The 13,733-nt window shown below is 70.9% G+C and carries 14 protein-coding genes; 2 read left to right on the top strand and 12 right to left on the bottom strand.

The window, feature by feature from the left end; genetic code table 11:
* Nucleotides 1–9: 9 nt before the first annotated feature.
* The 7 genes from ABZ860_RS39315 to ABZ860_RS39285 form a co-directional block, all read right to left on the bottom strand.
* Nucleotides 10–2,727, bottom strand: a complete 2,718-nt coding sequence (locus ABZ860_RS39315) for a DEAD/DEAH box helicase (RefSeq protein ID WP_357230646.1) — start codon at nt 2,725–2,727, stop codon at nt 10–12.
* 105 nt (nt 2,728–2,832) lie between these two features.
* Nucleotides 2,833–3,744, bottom strand: coding sequence for a YegS/Rv2252/BmrU family lipid kinase (locus ABZ860_RS39310; protein ID WP_357230643.1), 912 nt, complete (start codon nt 3,742–3,744; stop codon nt 2,833–2,835).
* Nucleotides 3,745–3,792: 48 nt separating this feature from the next.
* Nucleotides 3,793–4,662 carry a twin-arginine translocase subunit TatC gene (gene tatC / locus ABZ860_RS39305; RefSeq protein ID WP_357230640.1) on the bottom strand — a complete coding sequence of 290 codons (870 nt, stop codon included), beginning with the start codon at nt 4,660–4,662 and terminating at the stop codon, nt 3,793–3,795.
* A 34-nt stretch (nt 4,663–4,696) separates the two neighbouring features.
* Nucleotides 4,697–5,020 carry a Sec-independent protein translocase subunit TatA gene (gene tatA / locus ABZ860_RS39300; protein ID WP_357230637.1) on the bottom strand — a complete coding sequence of 108 codons (324 nt, stop codon included), beginning with the start codon at nt 5,018–5,020 and terminating at the stop codon, nt 4,697–4,699.
* 114 nt (nt 5,021–5,134) lie between these two features.
* A complete protein-coding gene (locus ABZ860_RS39295; protein WP_357230634.1) occupies nt 5,135–5,278 on the bottom strand; it encodes a hypothetical protein in 144 nt (47 codons plus the stop codon).
* 16 nt (nt 5,279–5,294) lie between these two features.
* A complete protein-coding gene (locus ABZ860_RS39290; protein WP_357230631.1) occupies nt 5,295–6,245 on the bottom strand; it encodes a WYL domain-containing protein in 951 nt (316 codons plus the stop codon).
* A complete protein-coding gene (locus ABZ860_RS39285) occupies nt 6,242–7,183 on the bottom strand; it encodes a WYL domain-containing protein (RefSeq protein WP_357230628.1) in 942 nt (313 codons plus the stop codon). The genes ABZ860_RS39290 and ABZ860_RS39285 overlap by 4 nt, the downstream gene beginning before the upstream one ends.
* A 39-nt stretch (nt 7,184–7,222) precedes the next feature.
* On the opposite strand from ABZ860_RS39285, the gene ABZ860_RS39280 reads away from it, so the two are divergent.
* The gene (locus ABZ860_RS39280; protein ID WP_357230625.1) at nt 7,223–8,290 is read left to right on the top strand and encodes a DUF3866 family protein; all 1,068 of its coding nucleotides are present in this window, start codon (nt 7,223–7,225) and stop codon (nt 8,288–8,290) included.
* Here ABZ860_RS39280 and ABZ860_RS39275 read toward each other — a convergent pair.
* A complete protein-coding gene (locus ABZ860_RS39275) occupies nt 8,236–8,712 on the bottom strand; it encodes a DUF3291 domain-containing protein (RefSeq protein ID WP_357230622.1) in 477 nt (158 codons plus the stop codon). The two genes, ABZ860_RS39280 and ABZ860_RS39275, sit on opposite strands and share 55 nt — an antisense overlap.
* Nucleotides 8,713–8,726: 14 nt before the next feature.
* Nucleotides 8,727–9,383 carry a transcriptional regulator gene (locus ABZ860_RS39270; protein WP_357230619.1) on the bottom strand — a complete coding sequence of 219 codons (657 nt, stop codon included), beginning with the start codon at nt 9,381–9,383 and terminating at the stop codon, nt 8,727–8,729.
* Between the two features lie 192 nt (nt 9,384–9,575).
* Here ABZ860_RS39270 and ABZ860_RS39265 point away from each other — a divergent pair, with 192 nt between their 5' ends.
* Nucleotides 9,576–10,442, top strand: a complete 867-nt coding sequence (locus ABZ860_RS39265; protein ID WP_357230616.1) for a chitosanase — start codon at nt 9,576–9,578, stop codon at nt 10,440–10,442.
* A 66-nt stretch (nt 10,443–10,508) separates the two neighbouring features.
* On the opposite strand, the gene ABZ860_RS39260 is transcribed toward ABZ860_RS39265, so the two are convergent.
* The 3 genes from ABZ860_RS39260 to ABZ860_RS39250 all read right to left on the bottom strand — a co-directional run bounded on the left by ABZ860_RS39260 (nt 10,509) and on the right by ABZ860_RS39250 (nt 13,657).
* Complete coding sequence (locus tag ABZ860_RS39260) at nt 10,509–11,471, bottom strand: FKBP-type peptidyl-prolyl cis-trans isomerase (protein ID WP_357230613.1); 963 nt, start codon at nt 11,469–11,471, stop codon at nt 10,509–10,511.
* Nucleotides 11,472–11,542: 71 nt separating this feature from the next.
* Nucleotides 11,543–12,901, bottom strand: a complete 1,359-nt coding sequence (gene pafA, locus ABZ860_RS39255; protein WP_357230610.1) for a Pup--protein ligase — start codon at nt 12,899–12,901, stop codon at nt 11,543–11,545.
* Nucleotides 12,902–12,970: 69 nt separating this feature from the next.
* Nucleotides 12,971–13,657 carry a hypothetical protein gene (locus ABZ860_RS39250; protein ID WP_357230607.1) on the bottom strand — a complete coding sequence of 229 codons (687 nt, stop codon included), beginning with the start codon at nt 13,655–13,657 and terminating at the stop codon, nt 12,971–12,973.
* Between the last annotated feature and the right edge of the window lie 76 nt (nt 13,658–13,733).

Below are 13,733 nucleotides of genomic sequence, written 5' to 3'. Positions count from 1 at the left end.
TGGGGCGGCTCAGTTGACGGAGGAGTAGGCGACGACCCCGCGGCGCATGGCGTCGATGGCCTTGACGGCGTTCTCCGCGACCTTGCTCCCCTTGGGCGCGGCGTCCCTGAGCTGGCCGAGCAGGTCGAGCAGCTGCTTGACCCAGCGGACGAAGTCGCCCGCCGCGAGATCGCAGTCGGTCAGCACGGCGTCGAGGCTGTGGCCCTTGGCCCAGCGGAAGGCCGCCCAGGCGAAGCCCACGTCGGGCTCGCGGACGAACGACAGGCCGTGGTCCTGCTCGATGCCCTCCAGCTCGCCCCACAGCCGCACCATCTCCCCGAGCGCCTCGCGCGTGGCTCCGGCCGGGATCTTGGGGCTGCGGACGTCGTCGGCCTGCCGCGACTCGTACACCAGCGACGACACGCACGCGGCCAGCTCGGCGGGGTCGAGGCGGTTCCACACGCCCGCCCGCAGGCACTCGGCCGTGAGCAGGTCCAGCTCGGTGTAGAGCGAGGCGAGCCTGCGGCCCTGCTCCGTGACGGTCTCGCCGTCCAGGTAGCCGAGCTGGTCGAGCACGCCGCAGACCCGGTCGAAGGTCCGGGCGATGACGTGGGAGCGCCCCTCGACCCGGCGGCGCAGCCCCTCGGTCTCCCTGAGCAGCTTGTGGTAACGCTCGGCCCAGCGGGCGTGGTCCTCACGCTCGTCGCAGCCGTGGCAGGGGTGCTGGCGCAGCTCCCGCCGCAGCCGCGTGACCTCCTCGTCCTCCGCGGCGTGGTCGCGCGCCCGCGGCGGCTTGCCGAGGTCGCGGTCGCCCAGCTTCGCGTGCACGGTGGAGACGAGGTTGGCCCGCTCCTTCGGCGAGCGCGGATTGAAGCCCTTCGGGATCCTGATCTTGTCGACGGGCTCGACCGGCACCGGGAAGTCGGCCGCCGACAGGCGCTTGACCTGCTTGCCGATCGTCAGCACGAGCGGCGAGGGGCCCTCGTGTCCCCGGCCGTTGACGCCCGGGTCGAGCACGACCGCGATGCCGGCGCGGCGTCCGCCCGGCACCCGGATGACGTCGCCGGGCTTGAGCACCTCCAGGGACTGCACGGCCTGGGCGCGGCGGGCCGCCCCTCGCTGGCGCGACAGCTCGGCCTCGCGGTCCGAGAGGCGCCTGCGCATCGCGGCGTACTCCTCGAAGTCGCCGAGGTGGCAGGTCATGGCCTCGGCGTAGCCCTCGAGGGCCTGCTCCGCCTTGCGGAGCTGGCGGGCCAGCCCGACCACGGCCCGGTCGGCCTGGAACTGGGCGAAGGAGTCCTCCAGCAGGGTCCGCGCCCGCTCCCGGCCGACCTGCCCGACGAGGTTGACCGCCATGTTGTACGACGGCTTGAAGCTGGAGCGCAGCGGATAGGTGCGGGTGCCGGCGAGACCGGCGACCGCGAGCGGGTCCATCCCCGGCTGCCAGACCACCACCGCGTGGCCCTCGATGTCGATGCCGCGCCGCCCGGCCCGGCCGGTGAGCTGGGTGTACTCCCCCGGGGTAAGGTCGGCGTGGGTCTCGCCGTTCCACTTGTCGAGCTTCTCGATCACCACGGACCTGGCCGGCATGTTGATGCCGAGCGCCAGCGTCTCGGTCGCGAAGACCGCCTTCACCAGCCCCTTGGTGAACAGCTCCTCCACGACCTCCTTGAACGCCGGGAGCATGCCCGCGTGGTGGGCGGCCAGTCCGCGCTCCAGGCAGTCGCGCCATTCGAGGTAGCCGAGCACCGCGAGGTCCTCGTCGGGCAGGTGCGCGGTGCGCTCGTCGACGATCTGGCGGATCTCGTGGCTCTCGGCCTCCGTGGTGAGGCGCAGCCCCGAGTAGAGGCACTGCATGACGGCGGCGTCGCAGCCGTTCCTGGAGAAGATGAAGGTGATCGCCGGCAGCAGGCCCTCGGCGTCGAGCTTCTCGATCACGTCCGACCGGCTCGGGGTCGTGCCCCGGCCGGGGCGCGAGTAGCCCCGCCTGCCCCTGGCCTGGGCCAGCCGCATCTCGTCGCGGGCGATCCGCATCAGGGACGGGTTGACCCGCAGGGTGCCGTCGCCCTCGTCGACGAACAGGTCGAACATCTTGTTGCCGACCAGCATGTGCTGCCACAGCGGGACCGGCCGGTGCTCGTCCACGATGACCGTGGTGTCGCCGCGGACCTCGCCCAGCCACTCGCCGAACTCCTCGGCGTTGCTGACCGTGGCCGACAGGGCCACCACCCGCACCGACTCCGGCAGGTGGATGATGACCTCTTCCCAGACCGCGCCGCGGAACCGGTCGGCCAGGTAGTGGACCTCGTCCATCACCACGTACGCGAGGCCGGCCAGCGTGTTCGAGCCCGCGTACAGCATGTTGCGCAGGACCTCGGTGGTCATGACCACGATCGGGGCCTCGCCGTTGACGCTGTTGTCGCCGGTCAGCAGGCCGACCTTGCGCGCGCCGTACCGCCTGACCAGGTCGTTGTACTTCTGGTTGGACAACGCCTTGATCGGCGTCGTGTAGAAGCACTTGCGGCCCTGCTCCAGCGCCAGGTGGACGGCGAACTCCCCCACCACCGTCTTGCCCGACCCGGTCGGCGCGGCCACCAGCACGCCGTCCCCGGCCTCCAGCGCCTGACAGGCGTCGATCTGGAACTCGTCGAGCTCGAAGTCGTAAAGTTCGCGGAACGAGGCGAGAGCGGGTCCGGCTCCGGACTGCCCCTCACGGAAGGCGGCATAGCGTTCCGCTGGCGTACTCATACCGTCAACCCTACCGATAACGGGATTCCGGGCGTCCGTCATCGGTGATCCTTTTACGCGGACGCCTTTACGCCGTAGATCTGTCCTGTCGATCTGTCCTGTCGATCAGCGTCGTCGACCAGGTGCCAGGACCCGCAGCGCTCCCGGTTGGACGGCGCAGGTCAGCGGGGCCGGGCCGGCTCGCTCGCCGTCGGCGTACGCGACGACGTCCCCGTCCAGGGCCTCGATCTCGACGCGCCGGGCCCGCCGCATGGTCACGGCGGGGTGCCCGGTGTGGCTGCCCCGGTAGACGCGGGGGAACGTGCGCAGGAAGTCGCCCTTGGGCACCGCCCCGAGCACGAGCACGTCGAGCAGTCCGTCGTCGGGCCGGGCGTCCGGGCACACCCGCATCCCGGCGCCGTACGACCGGGTGTTGGCCACCGCCACCAGCATCGCCTCGCGCTCGACGGTCTCCCCGTCGAGGGTGATCCGGAACGGGATCGGGGTGAACGACCGCAACTCGTGCACGAGCGCGACCAGGTACTTCGCCATGCCGGGCGGCCGGGTCATGGCGTTGGCCCGCTCGTTGACGCGGGAGTCGAACCCGCAGGCGAGGACCCCGGCGAACCATTCGTCCGGGCCGGCCCCGCCCGTGCCCAGCCTGGCCGCGTCGATCGTCCGGCGGTCGCCCGCGGTCACGATGTCCGCGGCGGCGAGCGGATCCTTGCGCGGGATGCCGAGGGCGTCGGCGATGTCGTTGCCGGTCCCGGCCGGCACGATCCCGAGCGGCACCGCCGTCCCTGCCACGGCCTGCACGGCCAGGTGGACCAGACCGTCGCCGCCGAAGGCGACGAGCGCGGCGGGACCGGCGGCGACGGCCTCGCGGGCCCGGCCCAGGGCGTCCGCCGCCGAGGTCCCGACGATCACCGAGACCGGGCGGCCGCCCGTCCGCAGCCGTCGCAGCACCGGGTCGAGCAGGCGCAGCGTACGACCGCCGCGGGCGGCGGGATTCACCAGGACGACGATCTCATCGGCCATACGCGGAACCTACCGCCGCCCACCATGCGACACCAGAGGGATGTTCGGTCAGTCCCTCACATCGACCGAGTCCGCCGTGCCCTCGGCGGCGGACGGCCCGTCGAGCTCCTCCTCGATGGCCCGTGCGTGCGCCGCGTCGGCGGCGTCGCGCTTCTTGTCGTGGAAGTACATGAACGCCTCCGCGACGAAGAACAGCGCGACCATCGGCAGTGCCAGCGCCAGCATGGTGACGGGGTCCTGGCTCGGCGTCGCGACGGCCGCGAAGACGAACATCAGGAACACGACCATGCGGGTGTGCTTGGACACCGTCTTGAACCGCAGCACCCCGATGACGTTGAGGAACACCAGCAGCAACGGCATCAGGAAGGAGACGCCGAAGATGATCAGCATCGCGAGCGCGAAGCTGAGGTACTCGTTGATGCTCACCAGCGTCAGCGTGCCCTCGGGCGCGAAGCTGAGCAGCAGGGACAGGCCCTTGTCCATAGTGACGTAGGCCAGGGCCGAGCCCGCGGTGAACAGCGGGACGGAGAGCCCGAGGAACGCCATGGTGTAGCGGCGCTCGTTCTGGTATAGGCCCGGGGTCACGAACGCCCAGATCTGGTAGATCCAGAACACGGCCGAGACCACCACGCCGAAGATCACGGCGACCTTGAGGTTGACGAAGAACGAGTCGAAGACCCCGTTCACCACCAGCAGGCACTGGTCCTTGTTGAACTGATGGGCCTGCGGCAGCCGGCAGTAGGGCTGCTTCAGGAAGTTCCAGATGGGTTCGAAGTAGATGAACCCGACGGCGGTCCCGACGACCACCGCCAGGATGGCCTTGATCAGCCGGTTGCGCAGCTCGCGGATGTGCTCCATGAGCGTCATCCGCCCGTCGTCCGCCGTGGCGGCGGGAGTCGACCGTTTCAGCAGGGCCATCTAGCTCGTCCTGGGGTCAGTGGGGGTGTGGCGCCTAGTTGGAGCGCTGCTCGTTCTGCGAGCTCACCGGCTGCTGGCTCTCCCGCAGCTTCCGGTTCTCCTCCTCCAGGAGACGCAGCCGCTCCTCGACGGACGGGGTGGCCGGCGGGATCTGCGCCGCCGGCGGAGCGACGGGCTCGGCCTGCGCCTTGACCGTCTGCCGCTCCTCGTCCTCCTCGTTCATCTTGCTGGTTTCCTTCTTGAACATGCGCAGCGACTGCCCAAGGGCCCTGGCGGTGTCCGGGAGCTTCTTGGCGCCGAAGAGAAGGATCAGAACCAGGAGGATCAGAATCCATTCCATGGGTCCGAGGTTGGGCATGTCGTGTCCTTACCGCGAGGGCCGTGGGTACTACTCCCCGATCGTACGCGCACCACGCGCCAAAGTTCACCTGTCCTCGGGCCTCAAAATCACATCAATCGTGGGCAAAGTCCTCTATTCGGGCACCCTGAGCCGCCCCCTGGCCCGCTTGACCTCCGCGTGCAGGTCCCGCGCCGCGGCGAGCACCCGGGCGGCCGGCCACGCGAGGACGGCGAGCCCGGCCACGGCAATCGTGGACAGGGCGAAGATCCATGTCATGCCGGGCTCCCGCGGGCTAGACGGTCTCGTAGTTGGCCAGCGCCTGCTTCGCGGTGGCCGTGACCCGCTCGGCGAGGGACGACGGCGACAGCACCCGGCCGCTGTCGCCCAGCCGGAGCGCGAGCCGTACCAGCCAGGACTGGTCACGCGCCCGCAGCGAGACGCGCAGGCGGCCCTCGCCCAGCTCGGCGACCTCCTCGCAGGGGTAGTACTCCGCCACCCAGCGGCCCGCCGGGGTCAGCTCCAGCTCCACCAGCTCGTCGCTGTCCGACGGCCGGAACACGCCCTGCGTGACGTCCATCGGCTCGGCCCCGGCCGGGGGGTCCACCGGCACGTCGAGGATCTCGACGTCCAGGATCCGGTCGACGCGGAACATCCGCATCGCCTCGGCGCGGTAGCACCAGCCCTCCAGGTAGTGCCGCCCGTCCACGAGCACGACCCGCAGCGGGTCGACCTCCCTGGGGGTGATCTCGTCGCGCCCCGGCACGTAGTAGCGCAGCGACAGCCTGCGGCCCCTGCGGGCGGCGTCGGTGATGACGGCGTGGGCGTCCGGGGCCGCGCCGATCTCCACCTGGACCTGGCTGCTCACCGTGGCCGCGCCCTCGCCCGCCGCCTGCTCCAGCTTGGCGATGACCCGGCCGAGCACGTCGCGGCCCTGGAACTCGGGCAGCTCGTCGAGCATGCGCAGCGCGACGAGCAACGCGCTCGCCTCGTCCACGCCGAGCTTGAGCGGCCGGGCGATCGCCTCGGCGTTGTCGATGAGGATCTCGCCGCCGTCCCACGAGACGTCGATCAGGTCGCCGGGCGTGTGCCCCGGCAGGCCGCACATCCAGACGAGCTGGAGGTCGTCGATGAGCTGCTTTTCCGTCAGTCCGAACAGGCGCGCCACCTCGGGCACCTGCGCGCCCGGATGCGACATCAGGTACGGCACGAGCGCCAGCAGCCGCGGCAGCCGGTCCGAGCTCACTGCAACGCCCCCTTCAGACGGCGGATCACGGCCTCGCGCGCGTCCGGCGGGTCCAGCACGACGGCGTCCTGGCCGAGGCTGGCCAGCCACCCGGCGAGCCGTTCGGCGTCGGCGAAGGTCACCTCGGCCTCGTCCCACTCTCCCGGCCCGCTCCGCACGGCCTGGGCGGCGTGCCGCAGGCCGAGGCAGGTGCCCTTGCGCACGCGCACCAGGGCGACCCGCTCGTTCGGCAGCTCCTGGTAGCCCACCATGGCGCGCAGGTCCAGCCCCTCGGGCACGGTGAACGCCCCCGGCCGCCCGAGCGTGGACACGGCCCCGGTGATCCGGCTCAGCCGGAAGACCCGGGCGGCGCCGCGGTCGCGATCGTGCCCGACCAGGTACCACCGGCCGCGCCGGCTGACGACCCCCCACGGCTCGACCGTCCGCCGCAGCACCGACTCGCTGCCGGCCGACCGGTAGTCGAAGGCGACCGCGCGCCGGTCCCGCACGGCCTCCCACAGCGCGGGGAACGCGGGGTCGCGGGTGTCCACCCGCAACTCCAGCGGGCTCTCCGCGAGGCCGGCGTGCACGCCGCCCGCGGTCAGCTTCAGCAGCGCCCCGCCGGCCGCCTCGGCGAGGCTCGCCCGCTGCCACACCTGCGCCGCCAGGCCGATGACGGCGGCCTCGTCGGGCTCCAGGGTGATCTCGGGCAGCTCGTACGCCTCGCGCACGATCCGGTAGCCGGGGTCGTCCTCCCAGGGGTCCTTGTGGACCTCGATGGGGATGCCGATCTCGCGCAACTCGTTCTTGTCGCGCTCGAACATGCGCTGGAAGGCCTCGTCGTTGTCCGGGTCGTACCCGGGGACGGCCTGCCGGATCTGCTCCGCGCTCAACGGCCGCCGCGTCGCGAGCAGGCAGATCACCAGGTTGAGCAGCCGCTCGGTCTTCCGCCGCGACATCGGGCCTCCCTTCCAGTGGAGAACGCTACCCTTTTCGGCGTGATCAGATGGCGCAAGGGCGAAGTGGTGCGGGTCCGGCGCGAGTGGCCGGGGGCGGTGGAGCTCGACGTCGCCGTCGCCGAGGGCGAGTGCCGGGCACTCGCCTATCCCCCGCTGGTGGGACGCCCTGAAGTGGGCGACACCGTGCTGCTGAACACGACCGCCCTCGCCATGGGTCTCGGTACGGGAGGGTACGCCATGGTGGTGGCCGTCCCGGACCGTTTACCGCAAGATCCTTCCGGCCCCGGCCACCTGGTTAAAGCACGCTACACCCCGTTGCAGGCCACCGTGCTCGGCGCGGACGAGCAGGGGTCCCCGCACCACGAGGCGCTGCGGGAGGCCGACTCGGTCGACGGGATGCCCGTCGTGGTGGCCGACCTGCACTCCGCCCTGCCCGCGATCCTGTGTGGCCTGTACGCGGACTTCCCGGGGATCAGGGTGGCGTACGTGATGCAGGACGGCGGGGCGCTGCCGGCCTGGTTCTCGATGTCGTGCGCGACGCTGCGTGAGCGCGACTGGCTGTGCGGGGTGGTGACGACCGGGCAGTCCTTCGGCGGGGACGTCGAGGCGGTCACGCTCCACACCGGCCTGCTGGCCGCCCGCCACGTGCTCGGCGCCGACGTCGCCGTCGTCGCGCAGGGGCCGGGCAACCTCGGCACCGGCACCCGCTGGGGATTTTCCGGCGTGGCCGCGGGCGAGGCCGTGAACGCCGCCGCCGTGCTGGCCGGGCGGCCCGTGGCCGCGCTGCGGGTCAGCGAGGGCGATCGCCGCGAGCGGCATGTCGGGGTGTCGCACCACTCGCTCACGGCGTACGGCCGGGTCGCGCTGGCCCCGGCCCAGGTCGCCGTGCCGGACCTGCCCGGCGCGTTCGGGGCGACGGTGCGCGAGCAGGCCGCGGCCCTGGCCACGCGTCACGAGATCGTGACCGTGCCGGTGGAGGGCCTGCACGAGGCGCTGAAGGCGTCCCCGGTGCGGCTGTCCACCATGGGCCGCGGCCTGGAGGAGGACCTGGCCTACTTCGTGACCTCCGCCGCCGCCGGGAGGCACGCGGCGTCACTGCTGTCGTAGAAATCCTTGAACGTGAACGCCTCCGGGCCCGGTCCCTGAGCCCGGAGCAGGTCCAGACGGGCCGTGGCCTCGTCGAGCGGCGGCAGGTGGCCTTCGGGCACCCACCACATCACGGTGTACGGCTCGGCGATCCGATGGAACCACTCCCGGCGGCGCCGCATCACCTCCAGGTGAGCGCTGCGGTAGACGAAGTTCCACAACGTCTCGCGGGACTCCCAGACCGACAGGTTCACGACCAGCATCGGTCCGTAGTCGTGCTGGATCAACTCCGTGGGCTCGTCGCTCTCCTTCATGCGCCAGACGAAGCCGGGCGCGGCGTCCGACACCTGGTAGATCGGCGCCAGGGCGGCGAGGAAGTCGGTCAGCGCGGGGGAGTCGAGGGGTTCCCTGAGATGGGCGACGTTGAGCTGGGCGAGATGCATGCTCCGATTCTAAGTCAATCTACGTTGTTTTTAGAAGGCTTGAAAGCGACACAGCACTCCTCGGGTCTCGGGTCAAGTGTCGCGGCGACCCCGGTCTCGCCCAGACCGGCCAGCAGTCCCTCGCACAGCGCGAGGTTCATCGAGCACACGAGCAGCGGATGACTGTCGGCCAGCACATGGAAGGGGCAGTTGCGCAGCCGCACCCGCCCGTCCTCCTCGTACGGCTCGTAGCCGCGCGCACGCAGCACCTCCAGGAGATCGCCGGAGGCGGAATCGGAGGCGGCCAGACGCTCCCCCGCCCGCCGGGCGGCCTCCTCGGCCTTCTCCTCGCCGCCCAGCAGGTCGACGGTCTCCGCCAGCACGAGCGCGAGCGTGCGGTAGTCGCGGGGCGGCAGGCTCACGGTCCGCTCCTCGCGCACCCGCCGGTAGACCTTCGCCGGGCGGCCGCCGCCGGGGCCGGCCCTGCCGCTGAGCCGCCGGAAGCCCGCCTCCAGCAACCCCGCGTCCACCAGTTTGTCCAGGTGGTGGGCCGCCAGCGTGCGCTGGACGCCGGCCGCCTCGGCCGCCTCGTTGCGGCCCACGTCCCGCCCCTGCTCGGCCACAAACCGGTACAGCGCCCGCCGCACGGGATCGCCGAGCACGCTCATCGACTCCAGGTCGTCGCTCGTCACAGCCGGAGTCTAGGCCGGGGCGGCCGGACGCCGGTCGAGACGGCCGGTCAAGGGAGTTGTTGACACCGCCGCGGAGTGCTGCTTTCATTAGGAAACCTTCCTAACTAAACCCCCTCACGGAGGGCTCACCCCCGCCCCGCGCCCCCTTCCCGCCACGACGCACGGCCGCGGGCGGAGAACGGAGCGACGCACGTGAAAGATCCGCTGACCAGGCGCACTTCCCGGCGCGCGGCTGCGCTGCTCGTGGCCGCCGCCGCGGCCGTACTCCCCGCGAACGCCGCGGGAGCGGCCGCCGGCGGCCCGGCCGCCACCGGGGAGACCGTGAAGGTGACGGTCAAGGCGGCGCCGGTCGACCTCACCGAGCCGAAGAAGAAGGAGATCGCGATGGAGCTCGTCTCCAGCGCGGAGAACTCCTCGCTCGACTGGAAGGCCCAGTACAAGTACATCGAGGACATCGACGACGGGCGCGGCTACACCGCCGGGATCATCGGCTTCTGCTCGGGCACGGGCGACATGCTCGACCTGGTCGAGCTCTACACCGCGCGCAAGCCCGGGAACGTGCTGGCCAGGTATCTGCCCGCGCTGCGCAAGGTGAACGGCACCGACTCGCACCAGGGGCTGGACCCCAGCTTCCCCAAGGACTGGCGCGCCGCCGCCGCCGATCCCGTGTTCCAGCAGGCGCAGAACGACGAGCGCGACCGGGTCTACTTCAACCCCGCCGTGGCCCAGGCCAAGGCCGACGGGCTGCGCGCGCTCGGGCAGTTCGTCTACTACGACGCCATGGTGATGCACGGCCCCGGCACCGACCCGGTCAGCTTCGGGGGCATCCGCAAGACGGCCATGAAGAAGGCGAGGACTCCGGCGCAGGGCGGCGACGAGGTCGCCTACCTCAACGCGTTCCTCGACGCCCGCAAGGCCGCGATGAAGACCGAGGAGGCGCACAGCGACACCAGCAGGGTCGACACCGCGCAGCGGGTGTTCCTCAAGAACGGCAACCTCGACCTCGACCCGCCGCTGCGCTGGAAGGTCTACGGCGACAGCTACCAGATCCTCGGCTGACGCCCGTACGGCAGGGGCCCCTCCCACCGTCCGGTGAGAGGGGCCCCTGCTGTCCGTCCATGGCCCTCAGGCCGCGCCGAGGACGTCCACGACGAACACGAGCGTGTCGGTGCCCTTGATGCCGCCCTGCGCGTTGCCCTCCTTGCCGTAGCCGAGGTCCGGCGGGATCGTCATCAGGACGCGGCTGCCGACCGGGACGCCGGTCAGGCCCTGCGCCCAGCCCTTGACGACCTGGTCGAGGGCGAACGTCGCGGGCTGGCCGCGATCCCAGCTGGAGTCGAACTTCTTGTCGGTGCCCCAGATCTTGCCGACATAGTGGGCGAGGACCGTCTGACCGGCCTTCACCTCCGGGCCGCCGCCCTTGATCACGGTCTTGACGACCAGCTTCTTGGGCGCCTTCTCGCTGGTCTTGGTGGTCAGCGTCGGGGCCTTGTCGCCACTGGCGTTCTCGACCTTCACGCCGGTGACGCCCGGGTCGACGGCGGTGCCCTGGACGGACTTCATCGCGGCCGACAGCACGTCGATGACCAGCACCTGGGACGTGGTGTTGAAGTCCTGGCCCTGCTGCTTGGCCTGGTCGACCTGCTCCGTGCTCAGGTTGTCCTTGGCGACCACGGCCATCACCCGGCCGCCCGGCTTGGCGCCGACCAGCGCCTCGTGCAGCGCCTTGGGCAGCTGCGGGCTGACCGAGACGAACTCCGACTTGCCCTGGTCGTAGTCGGAGCCGGCCGCCTTGTTCTCCTTGCCGTCCCAGTTGTAGACGGTGACGTTGGCGGTGAGGACGTCGCCGTCCTTGGCCGGGGTGCCCTGACCCTCGACGACCTTGATGGAGGCGGAGGTGAGCGAGGGCTTGCCCGCCGGGAAGGTCAGGGTGGGCTTCTTGCCGACCTCTCCCGTCACCTTGATGGCCGAGGCGGCGGCCTGGCCACTGGAGGCGGGGCTCGCGCTGGACGCGGTCTTCTGCGCGGTTCCGCAGGCGGCGGCGAGCAACAAGGGTAGGGCGGCGACGAGTGCCGTACTACGGCGCATATGGGAATCCTCAAACAGACAGCGGGTCCGGGCCAGGCTACCCGAACCCGCCGTCAGAGCGGTGTAAGAGATCACATGCCCGCGATGAGCTTCTCGACTCTCTCGTCCACGCTGCGGAACGGATCCTTGCACAGCACCGTCCGCTGGGCCTGGTCGTTGAGCTTCAGGTGGACCCAGTCGACGGTGAAGTCGCGCCGCTTCTCCTGGGCCTTGCGGATGAACTCCCCGCGCAGCTTGGCCCGTGTGGTCTGCGGCGGAACCGACTTGGCCTCGAAGATGCGGACGTCGTCGGCCACCCTCTCGACGGCCCCCCGCTTCTGCAGGAGGTAGAACAGCCCGCGCTTGCGGTGGACGTCGTGGTAGGCCAGGTCGAGCTGCGCGACGCGCGGCGACGACAGCGGCAGGTCGTACTTCTGTCTGTAACGTTCAATCATCTGGTACTTGGTGACCCAGTCGATCTCCCGCGAGACGAGGTCGAGGTCGCCCGTGTCGACCGCCCGGAGCGTGCGCTCCCACAGCTCCAGCACCCGCTTGGCGGTGGCGTCCCCGCCGCGCCGGTCGACGAAGTCCTGCGCCTTGGTCAGGTACTCCTGCTGGATCTCCAGTGACGAGGCCTCGCGGCCGTTGGCCAGGCGCACCCTGCGCCGGCCCGTCATGTCGTGGGACACCTCCCGGATCGCCCTGATGGGGTTCTCCAGGGAAAGGTCGCGCATCACCACACCGGCCTCGATCATGCGCAGCACCAGGTCGGTGGCGCCGACCTTGAGCAGCATCGTGGTCTCGCTCATGTTCGAGTCGCCCACGATGACGTGCAGCCGGCGGAACCGCTCGGCGTCGGCGTGCGGCTCGTCGCGGGTGTTGATGATCGGGCGGGACCGGGTGGTCGCCGACGAGACGCCCTCCCAGATGTGCTCGGCCCGCTGCGAGACGCAGTAGACGGCTCCTCGCGGGGTCTGCAGCACCTTGCCCGCGCCGCAGATGATCTGGCGCGTCACCAGATAAGGGATCAGGACGTCGGCCAGCCGCCCGAACTCCCCGTGCCGGCCCACGAGGTAGTTCTCGTGGCAGCCGTAGGAGTTGCCGGCCGAGTCGGTGTTGTTCTTGAACAGGTAGATGTCTCCCGCGATGCCCTCCTCGCGGAGCCGCTTCTCGGCGTCCACGAGGAGACCCTCGAGAATCCGCTCCCCTGCCTTGTCGTGGGTGACCAGCTCCACGACGTTGTCGCACTCAGGGGTGGCGTACTCGGGATGGCTGCCCACGTCCAGGTAGAGACGTGCGCCGTTGCGCAGGAAGACGTTGCTCGATCGGCCCCAGGACACCACTCGCCGGAACAGGTACCGCGCCACCTCGTCCGGCGACAGCCTCCGCTGCCCGCGGAACGTGCAGGTGACGCCGTACTCGTTCTCCAGCCCGAATATGCGTCGATCCATCACCTCACACTATTCCCATAAACCGGCGGCCGAACAGTGATCAGGCGGTGGAATGCCGAGAAGCAGCGGTCAGGCGGCGTAAATCTCCGTCACCTTGACGATCTGCCCGCCCTGGACGGTGATGAGCGCCCGCAGGTCGCCCTTGTCGGCCCGCAGGATCAGCTTGTCCCGCGAGCAGCGCTGGGTGCCGAGGTAGTCGCTGTCGATGGTCTGGTCCTTGCCGTCGCAGCCGACCGCGCTGAGGAACACGACGTTCTTCGCGATCGGCGCGGCGAAGGCGGTCCCGTCTCCCTCCGGCGGGCCCTCGAAGTGGCCGCTGGTGCTGCCGCCGTACTCCTTGACGAACTTGACGGGCCGGTACTCCGCCACGTTCTCGTCGTGCATGGCGACCAGCTGGCCGCGTACCACGCCGTCCCTGCTGGGGCTGAGCCCCTTGGTGAAGTCGTGCCCGGGGTCCGACTGGATGGTCCCGCCGAAGGGGGCCGGCGTCTTGCCGGTGATCGGCGGCCCGGCCTTGCCCGGCTTCCGCGTCGGCGCGGTCGTGGCCGGGTCGGTGGGCGTGTCCGCCGCCGGGGTGCCGGAGGCCGCCGGGTCGGCGGACGGCTCCGCGGGCGACGCCGGGGCCGTCACCGTCACGGTGGCCGTCACGGTGGGCGATGCCGAGGTGCCGGAGGCTCCGGAGCATGCGGTCAGCGACAGGAGGGCGACGGCGACGGCCGGAACGCCCGCGCGCCGAAAGAGATCAATAGTCGTCATAACCGGATGAGAGCATGATCGAGACGATCTTGCCGCCGTCCAGGCGGAAGTGCTCGGCGGTGCGCTGCGTGCCGGC

This window comes from Microbispora sp. NPDC046973 (assembly GCF_040644495.1).
GTDB lineage: Bacteria > Actinomycetota > Actinomycetes > Streptosporangiales > Streptosporangiaceae > Microbispora.
Note: the sequence above shows the minus strand (reverse complement) of the source record. Positions and strands in the feature narration are given on the sequence as shown.

What these genes read in the sequence shown, in the direction of transcription:
- ABZ860_RS39315 (WP_357230646.1), bottom strand. Translation starts at nt 2,727, where the DNA reads ATGAGTACGCCAGCGGAACGCTATGCCGCCTTCCGTGAGGGGCAGTCC.
- ABZ860_RS39310 (WP_357230643.1), bottom strand. Translation starts at nt 3,744, where the DNA reads ATGGCCGATGAGATCGTCGTCCTGGTGAATCCCGCCGCCCGCGGCGGT.
- tatC (WP_357230640.1), bottom strand. Translation starts at nt 4,662, where the DNA reads ATGGCCCTGCTGAAACGGTCGACTCCCGCCGCCACGGCGGACGACGGG.
- tatA (WP_357230637.1), bottom strand. Translation starts at nt 5,020, where the DNA reads ATGCCCAACCTCGGACCCATGGAATGGATTCTGATCCTCCTGGTTCTG.
- ABZ860_RS39295 (WP_357230634.1), bottom strand. Translation starts at nt 5,278, where the DNA reads ATGACATGGATCTTCGCCCTGTCCACGATTGCCGTGGCCGGGCTCGCC.
- ABZ860_RS39285 (WP_357230628.1), bottom strand. Translation starts at nt 7,183, where the DNA reads ATGTCGCGGCGGAAGACCGAGCGGCTGCTCAACCTGGTGATCTGCCTG.
- ABZ860_RS39275 (WP_357230622.1), bottom strand. Translation starts at nt 8,712, where the DNA reads ATGCATCTCGCCCAGCTCAACGTCGCCCATCTCAGGGAACCCCTCGAC.
- ABZ860_RS39260 (WP_357230613.1), bottom strand. Translation starts at nt 11,471, where the DNA reads ATGCGCCGTAGTACGGCACTCGTCGCCGCCCTACCCTTGTTGCTCGCC.
- pafA (WP_357230610.1), bottom strand. Translation starts at nt 12,901, where the DNA reads ATGGATCGACGCATATTCGGGCTGGAGAACGAGTACGGCGTCACCTGC.
- ABZ860_RS39250 (WP_357230607.1), bottom strand. Translation starts at nt 13,657, where the DNA reads ATGACGACTATTGATCTCTTTCGGCGCGCGGGCGTTCCGGCCGTCGCC.